Here is a 25,069-nt window from a genome sequence, read left to right as displayed (position 1 = left end):
ATAGTGGAACGACAAAGTTACGACTTAGGTATTTTTAGATAGAAGAGTTGGGTTAGTCCTGTCATTGTTGGTTTTTCTGACTATGCGAGGGTAGTGGTTGGTTTTGTCCATGGCCATAGTAGGTTTTTTGTTTCTGCTTAGGATTCCCTAAAATAGGGGGAGTCGTATTCGCGAGGATTCGCAGTATCATTTTCACGCTTTCTAAACAAAAACTCTTCGCTAACTTATGCTCTAAGTGGACCACTCAGCTTCTGATCGACCTAAACAACGACGAACTACTAAATCTCCGAATTCTCCATCACTGGGAGGTATCACAATCAAAATCAAAGAGGCTGATCAAAGTTAAATCCTTTTTAGTCAGCCTCTTTGCATATCTCGATCTATTATCGGAACAAAGAAGGGCTCATTTCATAGGTGGTTCAGCCATTTTCCATCTCGTAATAAGGGAAGTTCCCTGTCCGATGCTAGTCACGACCTCTATTGAGCCGCCAAGCACCTCCACCAATGCTTTGGTTACAGCCATGCCAAGTCCAGATCCCTCTGCGAGACTCTCTGTGTCCGTTCCGCGATAGTATCTCTCGAACAATCTCGCCGCCGTTTCCTCATCCATCCCTTTACCATTATCCGCGAAGGTAAGAGTAATATGGGCGGGCTCCGGGACTTGAACGGAAATGGTTAGAAGCGTGCCATTCTCGTTATGCAGTAAGGCGTTAGCAACCAAGTTGTCTACAATGCGCTGGAACCAAGGCTTGTAAACGAGTATATATACGGGAGTATCTAAAGGAATTAAGCGTATGTTGCCCTCAGGGTACATCGGATGATTTGCTGCTTCCTCGATAGCTAGGGCTGCGTATTCGTTCAACTCCACGAGTTCAACTGAAGGAGCACCATGCCCATTCCTTAGCTTATATGTTAGCGTCAAATCGTTGATCAGCTCGTCCATATAAGAGGATTTGTCTATTATAATTTGAGCAAACGAACGCATTTCTTCTTTCGTCCACTCATACGAATCATTGTCTAATACGTGCGCATAGCCTTTGATGGAGGATAAGGGTGTTTTTAGATCGTGAGACACCCCAGCAATCCATTCCTCTCTCATTCGTTCAGTGTCTTCTCGAAGCTGTTCACTGTGATGAAGGGATTGGGAGAGAGAATTCATGGAATCAATGACGTCTTGATAGACACGATACTTACGTTTTCTCCTGCCTTTTCGATTCTGGCTTCGAGGAACACCACTCGAATCGACTGGCTCCTCATAACGTCCCTCACCTAGTAGCCGCAACCATTTTAAGACATGTACGATCGGGGAACCGAATTGCTGCCCGAACCAATAGGAAACAAGGATGAACACAAGCAGGGCTACAAGTAACAACAGGCCAATACTTTTCACTAATACTTGTTGCTCCGGTGTGATCAGCGGCACTTCCCCAGGCTCCATACCGGACAATGGTGAGCTTACGATCCATGTCATGCTCGTGTCCTGATCATACAAGGATACGAGCTTCGTGCCATACCGATCTGGATAGACGGTGCGAAGCGGTAACTCTTGAACAGAATAGCGATCAAGAGCTCCTGAAGGTTTGTTAAATGCCGCAAGCTCAGAGCCTTGAGCATCTAATAGTTGTACCCATGCCCCGATGCTCCTCAGATTGTCCTGAATATCCTGGGGGAGAACGATATCCGATCCTCTAGCGAATCCTTTTTCTTTTATCTGCTCAAGGAGAAGATCGTCCCTATTTTTCAGGCCATAGAGTAAGGTATGTACGACACCGTCCTTCTCCTGGATCCACAAATATAGCTGGTACGGAAACGGACTCTTCCCAGACCAATACGAGGTTAACTCCCCAGGACCATAAGAGAGAGGGACATCTGCAGGTGTATAAAATGCGTCAGTCACTTGGCCGTTGTCATCGATTCGCTGAAGCCAGCCCCCACTCTCCCGAATTTGCTCTAGAATATCGGCGTCAAACTGGAGCTTATCCTCTCTCGTTTGAATGTTCTGGATCAATTGATGTAAGCCAGCACTGTTGAATTCGCGTGAAGCCTCGACTCGAACCAATTGGTTCATCGTCCAGTTTAGTACGATTCCGGCAAGCACGAACAGGATGACGCCTACAGCAACTAGCCAAGAGATCAGGCGTAGAGTGAGCCGGCTTTTAATATTCATGAGAGAGCTCCCTCTTAACTAGCTTGTACCCTAACCCTCTTACATTGACCAAGTATTCTGGTTGTGCAGGATCCATCTCAATCCGCTCGCGAATGCGATGAATATGAACCATTATTGTATTATCATCGCTTAGGCTATTCTCTCTCCATACTCTCTCGTAAAGTTCGCTTTTCGTGAATACCCGATTCGGATTTTTGCATAAAAAAAGCAAGAGTTGAAAGACGAGCGAAGGGCAAGGAGTAGGGATGCCTTCCACACGAAGCTCTGCGGAAGCTTCATGGACTTGAAATCGGCCGAAATCAAATAAACCGTTGACCGGATTTGCCACCGTCTCAGTCGCTTTGCGCGAACGGCGAAGCTGGGATTTAATACGTGCGACGATTTCAAGTGGATTAAATGGCTTCGTTACATAATCGTCCCCTCCAACCGCAAACCCAGTCAGCTTATCGAAATCCGTTGTTCTCGCGCTCAAGAAGAGGATAGGAGCATCTGTCAGTCTGCGGATAAAAGGACAAGCTTCAACCCCACTCATACCTGGAAGAGTTACGTCTAGTAGGATCAGATCGTAGCTTCTTCTTTCGCAGGCGATGAGCGCATCTTCAGCTGTTTTTACCTTATCGATATGTAGGAATCCTTCTTTGCGAAGCACGGTCTCCAACAACTGGAGAATTGCTTGCTCATCGTCCACGAGAAGGATAGTTGTATTGATCACATTAAGTCGCTCCCCTGCACTTAGCATTACTCCTTATTTTACCACGCTCTAGCAGGTGTGGAACGATGACAACCTTAACGGAATCTTAATTATTGTTCTACTAAATTAAGATAGGCGTAAGCTTCCGTTTCGAATTCTATAAGATGGGTCCCTCATCATTGAGAGATAACAATAAGAGGGTGGAGTGGCATATGAGAATGATATTGATCTTATGGGTGACGAGCGCAGTTCTACTCACAGGTTGCGGGGGCAGCAATAACAAGATTGAGTTAGCTTCAGCGACAGGCATAGGGACAGCAAGTGAAGCCGCACCGGAGGCTGTACCAACACAATCCAAACTGGAGGAGTCCGAATCTATGAATGGGAATGCGGAACAGATCGGTCAGGCATTAAAAAACAGGGCCTACGATGATATCTATAACCAGACGAGCGATATTTTCCGAAAAGAAATATCCTTAGCTCAGTTCCGAGAGGGGATCCTCGGTTACAGTGAAGGGGTTACAGCCTGGAAGTCACATTCGCAGATAAAAATTAACGATGGACAATATAACACTTGGACCGATCAAGAAAGCAAGAAAGGGATTATCGCGATCATAGATACGGAAGGTGTAATTACGGGCTTGCAATTGATGCCATTAGAAAGCTTCCCGCAAACAGATCAGGTTCAGACTAAGCTTGCCTACGGGATTCCATTCAAAGGGGAGTGGTTTGTGTTCTGGGGGGGACAAGATGTTCTTTCAAACTATCACTACGAGGTCCCAAGTCAACGTTATGCTTATGATGTTTTTCAGGTGAAGGCTGGATTCACTTATGATGGCGACGCAACGAAGAACGAAAGCTATTATGCTTTTGGTCAAGAAATTGTTGCGCCGCAGAGTGGCACGGTTGTACAAGCGATAAACGATATTAAGGACAACGAACCTGTAGGTGTCATGAACGAAGATCATCCTGCAGGTAATGTAGTCGTTATTGATCATGGCAATGGGGAGTATAGCTTCTTAGCTCATCTTCAGATGGGGTCTGTCAAAGTTAAGGTTGGAGATCAGGTGTCCAAAGGGGATTCAATCGGATTATGCGGAAACTCTGGAAATTCCAGCGAAGCTCATTTGCATTATCAGGTATCCGATAATAAAGATTTGTTTGAGGGGGAATCGATTCGAGTGCAATGGGAGGGTGGCTTGAACCCAAGACAGGGTGAGGTTATAGCTGCCGATTAGACGCGTAATCAAGCTAAATACGCTATGAAACCTAAAGCAGCAGTCCGACTCGTAAAGAAGCGGACTGCTGCTTTATTTATGTGTTGGGAAGGTGCAGGTGAATAATTAGTTAAATTTTGTATGGAAATTTGTAACTTTTGTAAAATTCTAACGTCTGATATAAGGGAGTAGAGATTAGAAAATTCTCATTTTGTTTTAGAGGATCAGTTGGGGAGGGTATTAGCTTGCAATTGAGGACAAGCATTGACTTTCACGAGCAGCGTTTCCTTATGTTCGTACTGGATCAAATGGCTTATGACTATGAGCAGGATCACAAGGATGTGATCCGTATGACACTAGGGAAGTCGGAGCTTCCGCTCCATCCGCAGATCACTGCAGCAATGGAGGAAGCTCTTGTTGATTTCCAAAAAAGCTCGCAGGTTTTCCCAGCTGGTCTTCCAGAGCTTAGAGAAAAGCTTTCGCAGTATTATCGGCAGAAATATGATGTTAGCATTCCCTCGCGTCAATTTATTATCGGATCGGGGACAAGCTCCATTTTCCGAAATTTGTTTCAGCTGCTGTTAGGACGAGAGGACGAGGTGCTTCTTCCTTCTCCCTATTATTCTCTCTATCATTTTTCTGCTTTGTTAGCTGGGGCAAAGATCAAATACTACCAGATCAACCCGGATACGATGAGGGTGGATTTGCAGTCTTTTCGCGAAAATTTCACTCCGCATACTAAGGTTGTCGTGACGAATTCACCTGGCAACCCGCTAGGGAATATGATTTCCCGGGAGGAAATGCTCGAGATCGATACTCTCGTTAATGGACAAGCCGTCATTATTCATGACGAAATATATGCTAATATGAGTTTTGATTCCGATCCTGTCTCGGCGGTGCAGCTAGGGCAAACAAAATCTACCTTTATTACGACGAATGCCTTTTCCAAAGGGTATCGAATGTATGCGCGACGTGTGGGCTACTGTATTGTTCCGGAGGCATTAATAGAACCGTTAACGGTTATCCAGCATCATACAATGCTAACGCTTGATCCCGTTGTACAGTACGGAGCAATCGCAGCTCTGGATTTACAAAGTGAGATTGAGGATTTAGTTGATCTCTATAGAGATCGCCGTGATTATACGGTTAATAGGCTTGCGCAAGTGATGGACGTGAAGGTAAATCGGTCCAATGGCGGATTTTACATTACATTAGATTGCTCCGCTTATATGAACAAACATGGAATCTTAACAAGCCTAGAGTTGGCCACTCGAATAATGGAGTCCACTTATGTCGCGACAGTACCTGGTTCGGATTTTGGCCTGCCAAGCTCGCTGCGGTTGTCCTTCTCTTCTCTTAAATACAAGGAAGGAATTGAGCGTCTGGTAGACTTCTTTACAGATTAGATGTCATGGTGGTTAAGATCCACTAGGAGGAAGGAGGCCTTCCAATGGCCGGAAATCGAAAGAAGCCTGCGATCAAATTACTTAGAACAAGGTTACTGCTTGATGACGTACATAGCGTGCTTCGTGGGTGGTATTTTCGAATCTCATCGAGAAAGGTTCAATCTACAGCGGAATTTCTCGATGGACATGTGCTGTCGGAAATAAGCATCCAGATGAAGTGGCGTGAGGACCTTAAGGAAATCAACCATAGTCGATTCCACAATATGGGTCTCGGCTGTCAATTAGTTAACCATTCCGTGCTGAGACCAGGTGAAGTGTTCTCGCTTCGGCGATTTTTCGGTGGGACAACGGAGGAACAAGGCTTTCAGAAAGGTCCGATGTTCGTCCGTGGTCGTGTCGATTACATGGCAGGTGGAGGTTCTTGCTTAATTAGTACATTGCTGTTTAATGCGGCTATGAAGTCAAATTTGCGTATACTCGAAAAGCACAATCACAGCACAGACCTTTGGGGAGAGGAGAGGTTTATCGATCTTGGATTGGATGCAACCTACGTTTACGGGAGGAAGGATTTGAAGTTTAAAAACACGCATGAGGCCAACATCTATATTGTCGCTGAGCTACGTATGGATGATTTAACACTGACTTGTCGTTTTATTTCACCTAAACCGCTCTCTTGCGAGGTATCGGTAACGACTGAAGTTCTTGAGGAGCTTGAACCAGCAGTCAATTCTGACCCCGAGTCTCCCACTGAACAACGACCTTATCGTAAAGGCTGGGTAGTGATGACAAGGAGAATGACGAATAGGGAAGAGAACAGGATGGGCAAAATTACGTATAGGAAGAAAGAGCATTACAAGCCATTTTTCTTATCTTGATCGTGAATTCATTCGAATAAGGGACTATTCCACAGTAATTAAGGGGATGGTCTTTTTTGTATGTCATTCTTTACATAATTAGTTTTTTGGTATATAGTTGTTTAGACAACTAATATTCATGACGAAGTTGGAGGATTAAAATCATGACGACAAATGACAATCAGTTAGACCTTTCAATAGGCTTTATGATGGGCAACACTTATCGTAAATTATCTTCGTTATTTCAGAATGGGCTTAAAGAACATGAGATCACACCAGAGCAATGGTCAGTCCTCTACCAGATTGACAGGACGGATGGATTGATTCAGAAGGATATTGCGGAACGCTCAGGCAAGGATAAGCCAACGACAACCCGTATTCTTGATCATTTAGAAGCTAAAGGTCTCATCTATAAGCGAGTAGGTGAGAATGATCGGCGCTCCTTCTTGGTGTATATTTCGGACAAAGGAAAATCTCTAATTAAAGAGACGATTCCAATAGAGGCTCAAATGACCAAGGAAGTGAAGAAGTGTATTTCAGATGACGAGTATAAGCTGCTAATGGAGCTACTTCTAAGAATTAATAATCATGTTAATGAAATAATAAATAAAGAGTAAGAAGGGAATAAATCATGCTTCCACAACAAGAGCCACATACGAGATTATGGACGAAAGCCTTTATTGTTTTAACGGTTTGTTCATTATTTTTATTTCTTAATTTACAGATGCTTCTAGCGTCTTTTCCAGCTTACGTGAAGAGTGAGTTTCATGCGGGTGATTTGATGGTAAGCCTTGTAACTAGTGTGTTCGCATTAACCGCGATTGCGACAAGGTTTATGACCGCATTCCTGATGCGGAAAGTAAAACGGAATGTATTATTATATATTGGGATGGCCATTGCGGCAGCGATAACCGGTATGTATGTCTTTGCGGATTCCATTGGATCATTGTTGCTAATGCGAGTTGGATATGGCATAGGGTTCGGTATGGCTAGCACAATTATACCAACGATAGTCTCTCAAATTATTCCAGTCAAAAGAATGGGAGAAGGAATTGGTTATTTCGGTCTATCGACTAGTCTAGCTATGTCGATAGGTCCTTTAATCGGCTTGAATGTGATGGAGAGCTCGGGTTTCAGTATGCTAACGACAATCGGAATGATAACGATGCTTCTTGCTTTTCCACTACTGCTGTTGTCGCGGTCGATTCCAGCGGAACGAGCAAAACCATCCGTACAAATTTCAAGCCCATCTGAGAAAATTCCGTTTAACACAAAGCTAGTATTACCAGCCGTACTCAATGTTATTTTAGCTGTAACCTACGGGGGATTACTTAGCTTTATCGCCTTGTTCGGCGAATCGGTGCACCTGGAGCAGGTGGGATTGTTCTTCCTGTTTAACGCGATCACGATCATTATTATTAGGCCTATATCCGGCAGGCTGTTCGATAGAAAAGGACCAGCAGCCGTTCTTATTCCAGCAGGGGTTTGTGTCGTCGCAAGCTTAGCTATACTTTCATATACAACATCAATGCCGATGCTTATCCTTTCTGCGCTGCTGTACGGACTTGGCTTTGGTGCGATTCAGCCATCCCTTCAGGCATGGATGCTGCGATCTTCGACACAAGCTCAATATGGCATGGCTAACAGTATGTTTTATAATTCGACTGACTTAGGGGTAGCGACTGGGGCAATCCTACTTGGAGCAATCTCAGCTGCATCGGATTATGCGATTATGTATCGTTATTCGGCTGGATTTATGGTGATGTTCCTTGTAGTGTTTATCGTGGTTCAGTTGAATAAGGTAAGGCACAAGAAGACTGTTCTTAGTCAATAATGAAAATAAGACAAGAAGCCCATCAGGTGGCTTCTTGTCTTATTTTTTTTCGCTTCAGTTTCAGTACACGAAAGGTAACTTTTGCGGCTGAATGAGGCACATTTATGGCCTTCGCACCCGCGGAACTCAATTGCAGTGGTTCAAAGTTGCTTGTTGGGGACACCCGTAAGCATCTGTAGAGCCAGCGCATTATTTTTTCCGCCTCAGCACACGAAAGGAAACAGTGGTTCCTTGACCTAATGTGCTATCTATTTGAAGTCCTTTACCGTACATCTGCTTTAATCGCCTATCGGTATTGAGGAGACCGATTCCGGTTCTCTTTCCAGGTTGCATATCTAATATGTGCTTCAGCTTGACCTCATCCATGCCGACACCATCATCGCTTACGGATATTTCTGCGTAATCGTCATGATCGATTACCCGTATCACGATTTCTCCACCTCGAGATCGCTTCATGATACCGTGCTTAACTGCATTTTCAACCAAGGGTTGGATACTTAGCGGTGGAATGAATAACGGAATACTTTCGTCCAATTCCCACGTTACTTGCAATCGATCTTCGAAACGTTCTTTCTCGATATACACGTAAGAGTGGACAAGCTCAAGCTCGTGCTTAAGTGTAACTAGCTTATCCGCATTCTTGAAATCAAAGCTGGCGCGCAAGTAATTTCCGAATACTTCAAGTAGCTTACGTGTTCTAACTGTATCTATCTCACTCAGTGCAGCTACGGCAGTTAACGTATTGAACAGGAAGTGCGGTTGAATTTGTGCTTGAAGCCATGCACCCTCCATCCGCATCCGTTCGCGCACCGATTGCTTCAGATTTGTAAGGGCACGAACCCTGGTTCTGAGCTCCAAAGCGTCCATCGGTTTGCTTACATAATCGTTAGCACCAGACTGGAATCCAACCTCGATATCCTCTGCTCGGCTGCGTGCAGTGAGTAGTAAGATGGGAAGCTCCGAGATAGAGAAGCTCTCGCGAATGGCTTGCGTTAATTCATAACCGGACATATGAGGCATCATAACGTCACTAATAACCAAGTCCCATTCTCGTGTATTCAAGATGGATAACGCGTCTTTGGCACTCGTTACTGTGACAATGTCGTAATGCTCCTGATAGAGGATATTGACTAATATATTCAGATTGACGGGATCGTCGTCCACAGCCAATATACTAACCTTGTCCTCGATTATGGATTCGAGCGAAGCATCCAAAAGATCCGATTCGGAAGAAGCTGATGCTTCTATGTTTAAGGCAACCAAAGAGGATAATACTGTAAGCTCCGGTGTCACATTATCCTCTTTGGAGACAGATGCGAACGGCATCGTGAAGGTAGTAACTGAGCCTTGACCAGGAGTTGAGATCACTTGGATTTCTCCCCCATGCAATTCTATAAGCTGTTTACTAATGCTTAGTCCGAGACCGAGTCCTCCTCCGATTGCGGTCATACTAGAGTCACCCTGTTCGTAGCGTTGGAATACCCGCTTAAGCGTTTCTTCATCCATTCCGATACCCGTATCTATAATCATAATGTTCGCTACGCCATTTTTGACGGAGGCATTAATTGTGATTGTTCCTTCGTTTGTAAATTTCACGGCATTATGGAGGAGATTGAATATAATCTGGATAAGTCTATTCTCGTCGGCGATGACCGATGGGAAGTTGTCCGGAACATGATTGATTAATCGGATGGGCTTGCCTTCCGTCATGAACCGAAGCATATCGAATACTCCAGAAGCTAGCGTTTGGATTCGAGTTGGTGAAGTCTGAAGTACAATACCGCTTTCTTGGAGCTGGTTAAGCTCGAGAAGATCATTGATTAAGAAAGACATGCGCTTCCCAACGGAAACGAGCACTTCTAAGTTTTTAGTATTAATGTCACCTAAAGTATTTTTCCCTGTGTCTAGCACAGACTGGGCAATATTAATAATTCCGTGAAGCGGGTTACGTAATTCGTGTGAGGTATTCGCCAGGAAATCATCTTTAAGCTTATCCGCTTTTTGCAGTTTCTCTGCAAGCTTCTGAGTCTGAACAGATGATCGGAAATACTGTTTGAACCAATAGGCTGCAAGTGCTAGAAAAGCGATGATGAAATCTAACGGGTAAAAACTCAGTTCGGTCCAAATCGTATTCTTAATGAAGCCCCACAGGGCATTAGTCGTAATTGCAGTAACACCAAGCAGTAGAAATAACACATCTCTATCGCCTTTCATTGCTGAGCGCAACGTGAGTGTTGGAATGATAAGACTAGGGATGAGGATAATTAGAAAATAAAAGAAAAAGGCTTGCTGGTTAAAGGAATAAGGAGCGATTAGCATCATGATCGCAGCTATTACATAGAAGAACATAAGTCGCTGGAATGTTTTTATTTTCGAATATTCGGGCAATAGCTGCATGATATACTTGAACAAGAGCGCTCCTGAGCTTATCAAGGACAATTGCTGAAGCTTGTACATCCATGTGAAGTTAATCGGGAACCAGACGGACAATAATCGGTCATCATCTGTCAAGATTAGAAGAACGGTGCTCATAAGGAGTAGGGCGAACGTAATCATGACCTTCTGGCGCGTTCCAATCATATAGAGAATACAGGCATAGATTGCATGGATGACGAGTAAGAAACAAACCATGAGCTGAGTGTTATTGGAAAACCACTTGTTGGATTGAATGGCTGAACCATCCCCAAACTGGATAGATCGGACGATCCCTCCCATTTTTAAATTGGTGTAATTAGCTACGTGTATGACAATGTCGAGTTCATCCTCATCTGATGTGAAGGATACGGTAGTAGACGTACTTCTTGGCGTATATTGCTCGGCATGGTTGGCGGGTTGGCCAGTTTGAACAATTAAACGATCATTAACGAATAGCTCGTAGGAGTTCGTGATCCAGGTCATTCGAAGACCAAAGCTTTGCTCTATTTGCGGCGTAACTAGAACACGCAATCGGTAGGAGCCATAACCTAGTTGGGAGTTTGACTCCTCAGAAAGATAAGCCCCCCATTTACCGGGAACTTTAATATATTGGTTAGGAGTGTAATTTCCAGATGGATTGTCTTGTTTGATGAATTGGTTAGGATAGAACTCCCATTGCCCATTCAAATTAATCGTAGCATTGCCTTTCAAATCCCAATCTCGTAAATCTAGTACACCATTAACTGCAGAAGGATGCTCTGGAGGGGTTTGGATTGTTATCCATAGCAATCGAATTCCGGTAAGTGTGAGTAGGAAGAGCATAGTAATGAGTAGTGTTTTTCTCTTAGTCATCATAATTCAATAATTTCGACATTATCCGCAGTAGTCCTTCCTATTGGAGTTTATTTAATAGTAGATAGGATGGATTATATGGTACAATTTAACTAATTATTGTCGAATAAGCATGCGAGATTTAGAAATGAAAGAGGAGATTTCTATTAAAACTTGGCTGAGAGTAGCTATATTTCTAACGATTACAGCATTTCTTACTCGCTTTATTCCGTTCTCTGATTTTTTCCGAAATGTCGATACGCTAGTTCATGAGCTTTTCCATGCACTTGTTACTTTATTGCTTTCCGGTAACGTCATGTATATTCATCTGTATGCGGATCAGAGCGGTGTAACGTCTACCGCCTATTCGAATAACTGGATGTCCATTCCAATATCTCTTGCTGGATATATCGGGTCTGCTTTATTTACAGTCCTCTTGTTTTACCTTCACTCACGTAAACGTGAGAAAATGGGTTTAATCATCATAGCGATTATGGCGATATTGGGGCTCGCATTATTCGTCCGCAATGGATACGGGATGTGGTGGTGTGCGGGATTCGCAGCACTCTCCATCTTTATTTGCGTACTACGCCGCCCAGGTTTGCTTAAAGGCTATTATTTACTCATTGCATTCATTTGCTTGGTAGAGTCGGTCATTAGCTCCTTGTTCATTCTGACGAGCGCTATCCAGAACTCGGGATCTGCAGGTGATGCAGCGGACCTAAGTAGCGTGACTTACATACCAACTATATTCTGGGCGCTCTTATTTACGTTAGTCTCGTTATGGTGCTCCAAAATTTCGATCGCGCTCTTCTACAAACGTGGATTTGATTAATTTAATGTATAGCGAGTGGATTTGAATAGAGGGATTCAAGGGTTGCCTAATTAGGCAACCTTTTTTGGTTTCCACGCGAGGTGTGACAGCGAGTGAAGGTTGTTGACCACATAGCAACCCAGAAGATTGCAATAAATTCAAGGGAATGGCAAAACAATCTATTCCTGTATAGAGCTGCAATTGGTACATTTAAGTCGGGTAGCTACCAATTTAATGTTTAGAATACTGTGTTTAGTTGAAAGGGGGAGCAACGTGAATACATGTAAGCGATTCCCACTCACTCTACTTATTATTGTTTTACTCTTCTCCAATACAATGATCGTCTCTAGCGTAAGTGCCGCTGGTGGAGAGCAGAAGTCGGCAAATCTACTTCTTGGGGATTTTGATACCGGATTTGAAAGCGGATACAGTCCGTTTGTGGTTTCGAGCACCACAACTGGAGGGTCACAAGCGATCGTACAAATCAACGGAAATCCGGCACTTGAGCTAAGGGATGCCTCACTAGGTAGTAATGCCACAAGTCTGTTTACAGCCAAATTATCAAGTGGCGCATTATTCAATCGTATTAATGAAATATACAGCATGCCGATAGGGACGGCACCCATTGCATTCGTATATGAATTCAAGCTTGAGCGAAGGGCAGTAAGCAGCAAGCCTGTTGCTAAAGACGTTAACACCAGTATTCAGTTTGGCAACTATGACAACGTGCTGATTCCTCGGTTTCCGACGGTTAACACCCAAATTGCTGGCACAAGTGCATATCTGCATGATGAACCGGAAGGAAGCGAAATCCTTGAGGAGATCAATGATGAGGATTTGCCAGGGTACAGATTTGAGATCATTCCGAACGGCGGAGAAAGAAAGATTTCGAACATTGAGTTTCGGTTTAGTGTCCGCACGGATACGAACGGTACGGATGAGGCATATGCCATCGATGATCTAGCGGTATACGAAATCATACCGGAGGCTATCGTCGATACACAGGAGCCGACGGCGCCGACAAACTTGGCAGTACCCGTGCAAACGGATACGACTGCTAATTTATCTTGGTCCCCTTCTACCGACAATAGCGGGGTGACCGCCTATCGGATTTACCAGAATGGTTCGTATAAAGGAGCGGTTATCGGAAGTATTACGAGCTACAAAATAAAAGGATTAACGCCAAATACAGCCTATTCATTTGAAGTGAAGGCTCGTGATGGAGCGGGCAATGAATCGGCTGCAAGTAATGCGGTTTCCATAACCACGAACGCCTCTGTTGGTAATTTGCCTATGCCCTACGGAAATATGGATATCGGCTCGGTGGGAGTAGCGGGTAACGCTGCTTATGAGCAGAGCAATGGAGTGATAACCATTCGGGCTTCAGGCGCGGATATTTGGGGCAGAGATGATTCCTTCCATTACGTCTATCGACCATGGACGGGAGATGGAGAGATCATTGCCAGGGTTTCCAGCTTTGGGGCAACACATGCCGCTGCTAAGGCAGGCGTCATGATTCGCGAGAGCTTATCTTCCTCTTCCAAACAAGCGTTAATGGCCGTTTCACCAACAAGTGGTTTGTTATTCCAACGTCGGGTTGAGACGGGCGGAGATAGCACGAATACTTCCGGAGTCAATGTCACATCACCATATTGGGTGAAGCTTGTCAGGGAAGATCAGACCATCAGTGCGTATTCCTCGGCTGACGGAATTGTATGGAAGCTAGTCGGACAACAACAAATAGCGATGTCTCAGGACATCTATGTGGGACTGGCGGTGTCGAGTCATGTGAATGCTCAACTGGCTACAGCGACGTTCGACCAGGTTGTCGTCCAACGTATTCAACCGGAACAGGTTGTCATCAAAAAAGCGGAGCTAACCGACCCGACGGGCTTATATGTACTCGATTCGAATGTGCCGGCGGTTCCGACCGTCTCGGTAGCGCTGAAGAATAGGCGCTCGGTTGGAGCAGTTGGGCTGGTGAAAGCTAAGATCTTATCCAGAGAGCAGGATACGGTATGGGAAGAAAGTATTCCGTTTGAAATGAGCGCTTTTGAATTAAAGCAATTGACGATTCCAACGATGGCTCTCACAGAAGCGAATTACTATGTTCTCCATCTGGAAGTGCTGGAGGAGGGAGTGGCTCCTACGGGTCAAATAACGCAGCTCCCATTTGGAATCCTTCATCCCCCACATAAGGGTGTAAAGGAAGACTCGATGTTTGGACTCGGTCTAACCTCTACAGGCGATCAAGCCATTATGAAACAGATTGCTCAGAAGATCGGTGTGAAATGGAGACGAGGCATAATCGCTGTCGATCCCCCTATCGTGAATCCTTCACCAGGGGTGTACTGGGGAGCTACTGAAATTGCCAAGGCTCGACAGGAGGTACTCGATTGGCAATCTTATGGTGTTAGCTTACTAGGAATGATTAATTACAATATGTCGTGGAATGTGTCGCCTGGTCCGAATGGCGAGACGTTATCGCGTCATCAGAATCGCCCGCTGGACATGGCTGCACATGTAGAGATGGTATACAACTCCATCGCTCCGATGCAGGACCTCGTCAAAAACTGGGAGCTGTGGAATGAACCATGGGTTCATGGATGGACGTGGAAGACGGGCGACTCGCAGGATTATCGCGATATGACGAAGATGATTTGGGAACGTGTGAAGCCGGAATATCCGGATGTGAAGCTAATTGGCGGTGGCTCTACATCCTATCAAAGGGATGTCGTGTATGCCAAAGGCTCAACGAATGTAGGATATCTTGATGGCTCTACGAATCATGCCTATGGACTTCCGGATCCTTCGATGTTGGCATACGTCAAGCTTCAGAAGTATATGGATGACAATTGGTCCTTAGGAGCTGGTGAAGGTGAAATCTGGCAAACGGAGCTTGGGAACGCTGAAACGTTGCAACTTGCTTATTTACCGCAGAAGGAGCAGAAATACGGCGTAGCTCGAACGGTAGCTCCTATTTATTTGCTGAATAAGCTGGGAGCCGGAGATACTCCCATTCATACATTCTGGTTTGCTTTGTCTTATGACAAGGGATTCTCGGGTGATACACTCAATATTTACGATGGTAAAGCACCGAAACCAGCAGTTATTGCTTATTCGACAATGAGCCATTTCTTAGAGGACAGCGAATTAGTAGAGGAACTGTATCCACAATCCAAATCGGCTTGGGGCTTCCTGTTCGAACGGGATGATGGTAAAGCAACGGCAGCGCTTTATTCGGATAAGGAATACAAAGGCACGCTGACGTTAAACGATGCACAAAACATTAAAGTTTATGATTATCTCGGCAAGCTGGTTGGCGATGGTAGTAACGGAACAATTACGGTTGCGTTGAACCCTTGGGAGACGCATTATATCGTATCAGACCTTACGCCTCAGGCACTCAAGATGAAGCTTACGACAGCTTCCTTTGACTTTGAGAAGCCTCTGATTATTAGTCCACTAAGCTTTATCGAGCCTGTTCGTGCGAACGGCACGAACATTGATATTCAGGTTGAGAATGCAACCGCTACAGCTCTGAGCGGACAATTGAACATCGTGGCTCCAACCGGTTGGACTTTGCAAACGAATACGGTTCAAGTGGGACCCCTACAGCCTGGTGAGAAAGTTATTGTATCGTTCCCGGCGACTCAGACAGCTGTTAGTGAAATTAACCGCTACCTCATTGATTACAGCTTTGATGTGTATGACTCATCGAGCAATGTTGTACACACTCAGCAAGGTAAACAAACGATTCAGGTAGCTTACGCTCCAAAGAAGACCATAGCTGTGGACGGGGATGTGAACGATTGGAGTGATGTTCTACCCGTAACCATGATCAGCAATGGCAGTAAGGATTACCTTGAGGCGTTACTCGATCCTAGTAAAGCGGATGAAATCATCAACAACCCTCAGTCGTTCGAGAATGTGATCTACAAGGTAAAGACGGCTTGGGATGATGACTACTTCTATTTCCAAGCGGATGTACCGGACGAGAATCAGTCTTCGCCTATGAAGTTCACGGACAATCCGTATGGATTTGCTTTCAACTCGGATAGCGTGCAGCTTTCGTTCGATACGATCGAGAATAACCCAGACGATTTGCTGCTTGGAGATCTGCATTATAACAAAGCGTTAGGTTCCTACATGGATTATCTGTTTGTCGGTACGCTTGCTCAAGGCGGAGTTCCAGAATTACATCGTCAGACGGCACCAGGAACGAACATGCAAACCTATTATCCGACGAACGCGAATTTTACGTCAGTAATGGGCCCGATGGACATCGCGGAGATTGATGGAACAGAAGGTCGGATGAAGGTTGTACGAGATGATGTAGCTCGTAAAACGGTATACGAAATATCCGTGGCGTGGGAGGCCATTCCGGAGCTGAGAGCTGAGCTTGTTCAATTAGCTAACAAGCAGGTACACGAAGGCAACTTCGCTTTCGCCATTAACGACACAGGGACCAATGGGAAAGGCACTTCCTTTTGGACGAAGGAAGTCGGTCAAGTACAATCGGGCGCTTACGCATTTGCTCCTTTCTGGGGGACAGGGGCTAAAGATCGTGGCGGTAGCTTGGTTCCGCGATGGGGCTTTAAGAACGACTCCCCAGCGAACACAATGGACAGCACTTTGTTACAGCTTAATTCGGCCGATGGCGTATATAGTGACAACACAACTTTAACAGCTGTGTTGACTAACGCTGAAGGGAATCCGATTAGTGGTCAAACAGTTACCTACAGCGTAGTAGGTGGATCGGAGCTTGGCTCGGCGGTTACAGATGAGACAGGAATAGCTAGACTGGTCTATCAGGTACTGCTAGCAACGGATGCTGGGCTGGAATCCACTGCGATTCCGATTCAGGTGACGTTCGCCGGGAGTGGTTCGTATCCGTCTGCAGTAGATCAGAACGTGCTGACGGTAACGAAGGAAGCAGCATCGGTTATTTACTCAGGGACAACGTTTGCAACGCAGGGCATGAGCGTAAACCTGGCGGCTAATGTGATTCAGCAGCAGGATAGTGAGCTTGGAGAGCTGCAGGGACTTCCGATGAAGCTTGAATTATTTCGTTTGGATGCTGACGGTAGCCGAGCTTCTGTCTCGCAAGCTGTCTATCAGACGGATGCATCAGGAGCGGTGCAGACGATAACCAATTTGGAAGCTGGACTATACGAGCTTGAAGCCACATTGTTGCCCAACCCGCTGTACCAAATCCATGAGGCGCTGTCTACGATAGCGGTGGCTGGTGCGCCATCACAGATCAAGGTGAATGGCCAAGTCGAGCTTGCTGATCCGTCCTTATTTCGTGGTAACGGAAACGGTCATGGAAACGGCAACGGCAACGGACATGGTAATGGCAATGGCAACAACAAGTTGCAAATCAAAGCCGATCTGAGTACCAACGCCAATGGGACTGTACAAGGGGAACTACGGTTGAAGGCGAATCAAATGGGATTTGAATTGGAGCTACAAGCGTTCGACTGGGTTATCGTGAATGGCCAAAGCGCCTATCTTCAAGGCGCGGCGACTAGACAAGGCGAGACATATACGGTCCTCATTATGCTTCGCGATAATAGCCGGAGCCATGGGCAGCAACAAGGAGCGCTAGTAGACGTAACGGTCTGGAAGCAGACACAGGATCAGCAGGAAGTGTTCTTGCAGTCTGTCGGAGATACATTTAACGGAAGTATTCAATTGAGATCAGGCAGAACTCAGTAACCTAACGGTTTAACTAAGGGAGGATATCAAGTGATTAATCGAATGGGTTTCGCGAAGCGTTCTAGTTCTTTATTTATCGTCGTTCTATCGGCCATTATGCTGCTTACTATCGTACTTGCCGGCTGCTCCAAAAATAATGAAACAGCACCATCCTCATCTCCATCCACGGCGGCTTCTCCATCGGCGGAATCAGAACCGAGTCCATCTGCGGAACAGCCTGCTGAAGAGCCGAAGGTCGAGGAAGGCGCTGTATTAAAAATATGGGGGAACAAAGCTGCTCTGGAAAATGCAGCAATTGGATTCGAGAAAAAATTCGGCGTTAAGGTGGAGATCGAGGAAATCGCTCTTAAGGATGCGGAGCTGAAGCAATTCATGCTCTCCAAGGTTACCGCAAAGCAAACGGCGGACTTAACAACACTCGATCTCGATTATATTCCGTTCTATGACAAGGACATTATCCTTCCTCTTAACGATTTAATTGAGCGGGATGGTATAAAGCAATGGCCTTGGCTTAACAAAGACATCTTTGAACATTTGCCCTACCACGGCAATATCTATTATCTTCCTAGCGGCAGCGCTGTTTACGGTTTGTGGTATAACGTGAATCTAGCGAAACAGTTAGGTATTGAGGATATGTTGCCTAAGTCGTTCGATGATCCTCTATATGAAACATGGACATGGGACAAATATGTTGAAGTATTGAAGAAGGCTACTGTGGATACAGACGGAGATGGCAAAATCGACATTTACGGTACGGATGATAGCTGGGGCTGGGGCAGAACGGATTGGGCTGCGACTGTCGGCGTATATAACACGCTCATTGAGAACGGCAGAGTCATGGCAGATAACTTAAATTATGCTTCGCCTGAGGTTATTGAAGCGATTCAGTTTCTGAATGACTTAGCCCTTAAGTATCAAGTCGCTCCTCCATCCGAGATGGATACAAAGGCAGCGGGCATTAACATTGAGAATGAGAAGGTCGTCATTCGTCGGATGGGCTCATGGGCGTTCGGCTACTTCAAAGACAATGCGAATCCTGAACGGGAGAAGGCAGGGAAGAAGCCGATTGAATACTCCTTCACGATGTATCCTCATAAGGCAGGAATGAAGGATGCTTACAAGGCTCATGGCTTCTCGGCGCCTGGACCACGCATATTTGCCAATACGAAATATCCGAAGGCAGCATGGGAGTTCATCAAATATTATCACTCACCGGAATTTGAAGGCGAGAACTACAATATTTTCGCTGGAGGTAATCTTCCGAAATTCACGAATACGAACGGGTTTAACCTCTTGAAGGAGCAGATTGGTGAGCAATCGGCTACGATCATGGTGCAGCTAGGTGAGCATCTCATTAAGGAAGGCAAGCAGCCTGCTCAGATTGTTCCGACGGAGTATCAGAAGCAGTATCCAGCTGGACAGAAGCCAATCGATAAGCTGAATGCGCTCATACCGGACATTCGCAAAGGTAAAGTGAAGTTTGGCGATGTTATCGGACCTCTATACGAGCAGCAGATTAAGGATTCAACAGAGGCTTGGGCGAAATACGATGCGGAGCAGAAGTAAGTAAATAAAAGTTAATTATTTTATATCTGAGTTTGGGGGGACGGTTGACTCGTTCTACTAAATCCCCCCAAGCCGATATGAAGCTGAAGGAAGGCTCGCCTATGAAATGGAAAATGTCTCGAAAAGAAGCAGCGATCGGCTTCCTGTTCATTATGCCGTGGATACTAGGCTGCTCGATGTTCTTTATTCGCCCCTTCTTCATGTCTATCTATTATTCTTTGACTGAATATGACGTATTGAGTGCACCTAAATGGGTAGGCTTTCAAAACTATAAAAGCTTAATTTTTAATGATCCTGAGACGATCTCTTCGATTGTGGTCACGTTCAAGTTTGCTTTACTTAACGTTCCGGCGACACTGCTGACGGCATTATTCTTCTCCGTGCTGCTAAACCAGAAGCTGAAGGGGTTGTCGCTCTGGCGTACGATGTTTTATTTGCCAGCGGTCATACCGGGTGTAGCAAGTGCTGTGTTATGGCGCCTTGTGTTTTCCGAGGGTGGAATATTAAATCGATTTATTGGAATGTTCGGAGCCGAGCCGTTCCATTGGCTGGAAAACACGTCCACTGTATTGCCCTCCTTCGTCATAATGAACTGCTTTGCAGCGGGAACTGGCATTATTTTGTACCTTGGAGCGCTGCAGGGGATTCCGAGCATCTTGTACGAATCAGCTAAGATCGATGGAGCGGGTTCATGGGTCCGGTTTATTAAAATTACGATTCCGATGATCTCTCCTATCATTTTGTTTAACCTTGTGACGAGTGTTATTGCGAATTTACAAGCCTTCGAACAGGCGTATGTACTGACGAGTAATACGAATGATTTACCGACATGGGGTGGTCCTAACGGTGCAACCTTCTTTATCTTCCTGAAGCTGTATAAATCTGCTTTCGTCGACTATCAATTCGGCTATGCATCAGCGATATCATGGGTACTGTTCATTATCATTGCAATATTCGCTGCATTGGTACTCCGTTCTTCGCGAGCATGGGTCTATTACGAAAACATGAAAGGGCGTTGAAGCATGGCCCAACCCAATATCGGCATAACTGGAATGCTGTTTAAGAACAGGAAGGTGTCACCGAGACTAGCAGTAAACCGCATCGTTCTATATACGATCACGATCGTGTTCTCCTGCGTGTTCATGATTCCATTTCTCTGGATGATCAGCGCTTCCTTACAAAGTGATACATTCACTCTCGCAGGAAAATGGTTTCAACAGTTTCTATGGAAAAATTACTGGGATGCACTAACTCAAGAGGATTTCAAATTTTTGCCGGCGCTAAGCAATACCGTATATTACACCGTAGTCGGGACTGTATTTTTCCTCGTATCGTCAGTTCTAGTTGCGTACGGCTTCTCGTATTTCCGCTTTCCGCTCAGAGATAAGCTGTTCTTCTTCTTGCTAGCTACGATGATGATTCCCTCTACGGTCATGTTCATTCCCAACTACGTTATGTTCGCGAATTGGGGCTGGACCGGAACCTATTGGCCCCTGCTGATCCCTGCTCTAGGTGGAGGTCCAGCGACTGTATTTCTACTCCGCCAATTTATGCTGACCTTGAGTATAAGCCTATTCGAATCAGCTAAGATCGACGGAGCGGGGAGCTTTATGATTTTATGGAAAATCGTGCTGCCGAATATAAGAGCACCTCTTATCCTCATCCTCATTCAACAGGTGAACGGCCATTGGTCTGATTTTTTCGGTCCACTCATGTATGTGGGTAACGATCCATTTAGTCGAACGATATCCGTAGCCATAACTATTTTCTCACATGTATATTATGTGCAATGGTCCTATGTCATGAGTGCTGCGTTCGTGATGGCTATCGTACCGATTATTCTATATTTTGTAAGTCAGAAGTATTTGATGCAGGATTTTGTGCTGTCCTCTAGCGAAAAGTAGTAGAAACGATAACGTTGGGGGATGGAAGCATGAAGCTACTCATCGCAGATGACGAAGCACTCATTCGGGAAGGCATTCGCAATCATATCGATTGGTGCAAATACGGTATCGATGTTGTGGGAGTTGTGGAGAACGGACTTGCCGCACTTCGAATTCTGGAGAATGAACCTGTTGATATTCTTGTCACCGATATCCGTATGCCTAGAATGGATGGAATTGAACTGAGTAGAGCAGCGAGATTGCGATATCCCAACATCAGAATCATTATATTGTCCGGGTATGAAGAATTTGAATTTGCCCAGCAGGCGCTGGAGCTGTCCGTCATGAAATACTTGCTTAAGCCGTTTACCCGCCCAGAGCTAGAAGAGGCGGTTGTACAGGCGAAGGATGAAGTCGACTCGATGCGTCAGGTAGAGCGGCAGATGAATGTTACTTTGGATCGATTACAGCGAAGCTTACCATTGCTAAGAGACCGCTACTTAAACGACTGGGTGTCAGGAAGATTGCTCGGAGATGATATTCTCAGCAAGCTTCAGCTTGTTGATATTGAACCGGCAGAAGGGCAGCATGCGGTCATTATCACGGTGATCGATGAGGTAGAACGGACATTTCCTCAGATGAGCGTAAGTAACCAGACGGATATGTTATCGGTGCTGCTTCTGGAGGAAATGTCGCAGTGGATGAAAGAATCGGGTAACGGAGTCGCATTCCAAGGCAAGACGCGAGAGATCGTAGCTGTTATGTCTGGGGTAGTGGATGCAAACCAGCTATTTGCCTTCGCTGAACGAATTCGGGAGCAAGCACGACAAGCGTTTGAGCTGACCGTATCCGTGTGCCTTGGTGGATTAAAGGAGCAGCTTACTGAAGTTACGCAATCGTATCAAGAAGCGCTTGAAGCGATGGATTACCGCTTCTTAGTCGGTGAGGATAGTATAGTTCCTTATGATTGGATTCATTTGCATACGCAACAATCCTGGGTGGGAGTCCCGGATGAATATACGGATAAGATCATTTCGGCCATTCGAACAGGCCAAGAGGATCTCATTCGCAGCGAGCTTAATCGACTATTTGAATGGTTGAAAGGAATTCAAAGCATAGGACATTCCGACGTTAAGGTGTATATGACAGAATTCCTGGTTAGCGTCTTGACCGCTGCTGTCTCTTCCGGTACACGTCTGAAGGATATTTATGCTAAGGAATATAATCCTTACGCTTTTATTGTCTCGGCGAAGACGATGGATGATCTGAAACGTGAGCTGGAAGCTTTATTCTTAGATCTGTCGAGGTTCATTCTTGATAAGCGTGGTGACAGGAAGAAACGGGTCATCGAGCAGGCGGTGGATTACATTCGTTTGAATTATCATCAAGAGGATTTGTCTATAAATGTACTGAGCGAGCAGATGGATATGAATCCGACTTACTTCAGCAAGCTATTTAAGAAAGAGATCGGCAGCACGTTTACCGATTATGTGACCAAGACGCGTCTGGAACAAGCGAAGCGTGATCTACGCGAAACGGCTTTACGAGTAAATGAGATCGCTTACAGGGTCGGCTACCGGGATCCGTTCTACTTCAGCACCTTGTTCAAAAAGCATACCGGAGTTAATCCATCTGATTTCCGCGACTTTAGGTAGGCGCCGATGATAAGCAGAATAGTAGGAAGGTTGCCCGCCGCTCTGCGAGGATCCAGCTTATATTTTCGAATATTCGTCATTACGGCTACCGTCATGGTGCTAACCTTAATCGTCTCGCTGATCTACTCTCTGAAAATATTTTCCGATACGATGGAGAACAAGGCGAAGCAGGAATTAAACAATATTCTTGAGCAGACGAATAAATTAATTGATCAACGAATCGGGATGTACGTTAATACTTCTCAGCTCATCTTTAATGATCCAACGATTCTCTCCTTGCTGCCCCTTTCCGATCAATGGCAGGGGGATGAGACTTTTCTGGATAATGAAATTAAACCGGTTATTAACAAATACGCACTATCTGATCCAGGGATTCTGTCGGTCATCTTGGTTAACAGTCGGACGAAGCAATTTCTGCCCTCGGCGGATTTCGATTATTATAGCTCGGGCGTGACGGACTACATTGATGAGTATTACAAGTACGCGGAGGAGTTTTTCACACGGGGTATCGTATGGATTCCGACACATCCAATCGACTATGACAGCGTCAAGGATCCTAGCGGTAATGTCCTTAAGCTCGTAAGGGATTTGTATGACGTTAATGTTAATTATTCGTCGACTCTCGTTATTAATGTGAGAGAGCAAACCTTGTATGAGCTGTTTGATAATATCCATACTCCGGCGAATACAGAGTTCTATGTGCTCGACCAAACAGGTAACGTCATCACGGGAACGGATCGCAAAGCAGTAGGGCATCCTGCTGAGGAGGCTTTGTTGGCCGCGGCGAGCAAGGGGAAAGATGGTAGCTTTAACGCGGATTATAAAGGGAACTCCAGCTTGTTCGTATTCCACAGCCTGGACGATGTTGGCTGGACAACGATTGGCATTGTACCCGTGGATGAAATGCTGAAGGATAAGAACCGGATCGTCAAGGGTGTGAGGCTTGTCGTACTGGGGCTTTTATTCGTATCCGTATTAGCCGCTTGGTTGCTAGCATTCTCGATTACGAAACCGATTCGTAAACTTACGACTAAGATGCAGCAGGTCAAAGGCGGAAATCTAGAAGTTCAAATGGATATTCATAGTAAGGACGAGATCGGTCTCTTAAGCCTAACCTTTAACAAAATGATTAGTAGAATTAACGAATTAATGAGCCAGCTCAAGGAAAGCCATCAAAAGGAAAGAGAGTCGGAGATTAAGGCACTCCAAGCAAATATTAATCCTCACTTTCTATACAACACGTTGGAATCGGTTATTTGGCTGGCGGAAAGTCGAGATTACGACGGAGTGACGCACATTATTTCCAGATTAGGACGATATTATCGGCTAAGTTTGTCTCGTGGTATGGACATCGTGAGAGTTCGCGATGAGCTTGCTCATGCGGAAAATTATTTGTCTATCGTTAAGATGCGTTACGGGGAGAAGTTCCGATATGAGTTCGATGTAGATCCGGATATTTATGACGAGCCATGCTTGAAGCTGATTCTCCAGCCCCTAGTAGAAAACTCGCTGCACCATGGTATTTTTCCAAAGGATCATGATGGGATTGTGACTGTTATGGGCAAAAGGGTAGGAGATGGGATACAAATTATCGTGATCGACGATGGTATCGGTATTACCCGTGAGAGACTCGATGAAATTAATGATTATTTCCGGATGGGGCGATCGCTTGAACTGTCCGATTCTTATGGAATCAAAAATGTAAATGAACGAATTCGACTTAAATATGGCGGAGATTACGGGCTGTATTTCGAATCGGAGGAAGGGGTCGGAACGAAGGTGGTTATCAAGCTGCCGGCCCGTAAAAACGGAGGTGAACATCCCTGATTAAGGTAATCGAACAACCACTTAGGATTGAATGGCGAGAAACGCTTGGCTTCGACCATGAGCTGCAAATCGTTGAGATAGAGTTATCAGTTGCGGATCTGACGGCATTTGGATATCTGTTAGATGAGAATAGCGGGAACTCTTATGCGTACCAATCCGCTCATTCAGGAGATCGGATTTACTTAGAG

At 45.3% G+C, this 25,069-nt stretch carries 15 protein-coding genes; 12 read left to right on the top strand and 3 right to left on the bottom strand.

All coding sequences use genetic code 11. The features are described 5' to 3' along the window. Positions 1-403 precede the first annotated feature (403 nt). The gene (locus M1K58_RS27240; protein WP_256762049.1) at positions 404-2,167 is read right to left on the bottom strand and encodes a sensor histidine kinase; all 1,764 of its coding nucleotides are present in this window, start codon (positions 2,165-2,167) and stop codon (positions 404-406) included. Further along, positions 2,157-2,879, bottom strand: a complete 723-nt coding sequence (locus M1K58_RS27235) for a response regulator transcription factor (RefSeq protein ID WP_256762048.1) — start codon at positions 2,877-2,879, stop codon at positions 2,157-2,159. Before M1K58_RS27235 ends, M1K58_RS27240 begins: the two co-directional genes overlap by 11 nt. Before the next feature lie 191 nt (positions 2,880-3,070). Here M1K58_RS27235 and M1K58_RS27230 point away from each other — a divergent pair, with 191 nt between their 5' ends. The 5 genes from M1K58_RS27230 (at position 3,071) to M1K58_RS27210 (ending at position 8,169) form a co-directional block, all read left to right on the top strand. After that, positions 3,071-4,096 (top strand): M23 family metallopeptidase, encoded by a 1,026-nt coding sequence (locus M1K58_RS27230; protein ID WP_256762047.1) that lies wholly within the window; start codon positions 3,071-3,073, stop codon positions 4,094-4,096. A 224-nt stretch (positions 4,097-4,320) separates the two neighbouring features. Further along, entirely contained in the window at positions 4,321-5,481 is a 1,161-nt protein-coding gene (locus M1K58_RS27225) for a pyridoxal phosphate-dependent aminotransferase (protein WP_256762046.1), read from the top strand. Between the two features lie 44 nt (positions 5,482-5,525). After that, the gene (locus tag M1K58_RS27220; protein WP_256762045.1) at positions 5,526-6,356 is read left to right on the top strand and encodes a VanW family protein; all 831 of its coding nucleotides are present in this window, start codon (positions 5,526-5,528) and stop codon (positions 6,354-6,356) included. 143 nt (positions 6,357-6,499) lie between these two features. After that, entirely contained in the window at positions 6,500-6,952 is a 453-nt protein-coding gene (locus M1K58_RS27215; protein WP_256762044.1) for a MarR family winged helix-turn-helix transcriptional regulator, read from the top strand. Between the two features lie 14 nt (positions 6,953-6,966). After that, a complete protein-coding gene (locus M1K58_RS27210; protein WP_256762043.1) occupies positions 6,967-8,169 on the top strand; it encodes an MFS transporter in 1,203 nt (400 codons plus the stop codon). Positions 8,170-8,358: 189 nt separating this feature from the next. Here M1K58_RS27210 and M1K58_RS27205 read toward each other — a convergent pair whose 3' ends face one another. Continuing rightward, positions 8,359-11,439: a hybrid sensor histidine kinase/response regulator gene (locus M1K58_RS27205; protein WP_256762042.1), complete on the bottom strand. Its 3,081-nt coding sequence runs from the start codon at positions 11,437-11,439 to the stop codon at positions 8,359-8,361. Positions 11,440-11,563: 124 nt separating this feature from the next. Between M1K58_RS27205 and M1K58_RS27200 the strand changes: the two genes are divergently transcribed. The 7 genes from M1K58_RS27200 to M1K58_RS27170 all read left to right on the top strand — a co-directional run bounded on the left by M1K58_RS27200 (position 11,564) and on the right by M1K58_RS27170 (position 24,881). Beyond that, on the top strand, positions 11,564-12,250 hold the full coding sequence (locus M1K58_RS27200; protein WP_256762041.1) for a M50 family metallopeptidase: 687 nt from the start codon (positions 11,564-11,566) through the stop codon (positions 12,248-12,250). 252 nt (positions 12,251-12,502) lie between these two features. After that, a complete protein-coding gene (locus M1K58_RS27195) occupies positions 12,503-17,950 on the top strand; it encodes a fibronectin type III domain-containing protein (protein WP_256762040.1) in 5,448 nt (1,815 codons plus the stop codon). A gap of 30 nt (positions 17,951-17,980) precedes the next feature. Further along, complete coding sequence (locus M1K58_RS27190; RefSeq protein WP_256762039.1) at positions 17,981-19,516, top strand: ABC transporter substrate-binding protein; 1,536 nt, start codon at positions 17,981-17,983, stop codon at positions 19,514-19,516. Between the two features lie 44 nt (positions 19,517-19,560). Continuing rightward, positions 19,561-20,535 (top strand): carbohydrate ABC transporter permease, encoded by a 975-nt coding sequence (locus tag M1K58_RS27185; RefSeq protein WP_256762038.1) that lies wholly within the window; start codon positions 19,561-19,563, stop codon positions 20,533-20,535. Between the two features lie 3 nt (positions 20,536-20,538). Beyond that, entirely contained in the window at positions 20,539-21,420 is an 882-nt protein-coding gene (locus M1K58_RS27180; protein ID WP_256762037.1) for a carbohydrate ABC transporter permease, read from the top strand. Positions 21,421-21,449: 29 nt separating this feature from the next. Next, positions 21,450-23,054, top strand: a complete 1,605-nt coding sequence (locus tag M1K58_RS27175) for a response regulator (RefSeq protein WP_256762035.1) — start codon at positions 21,450-21,452, stop codon at positions 23,052-23,054. 6 nt (positions 23,055-23,060) lie between these two features. Further along, a complete protein-coding gene (locus tag M1K58_RS27170; protein WP_256762034.1) occupies positions 23,061-24,881 on the top strand; it encodes a cache domain-containing sensor histidine kinase in 1,821 nt (606 codons plus the stop codon). Positions 24,882-25,069: the final 188 nt, after the last annotated feature.

The sequence above is a fragment of the Cohnella sp. WQ 127256 genome (assembly GCF_024519285.1).
Classification (GTDB): domain Bacteria; phylum Bacillota; class Bacilli; order Paenibacillales; family Paenibacillaceae; genus Cohnella.
The sequence above is the reverse complement of the archived record's forward strand: the minus strand, read 5'-3'. Positions and strand labels throughout refer to the sequence as shown.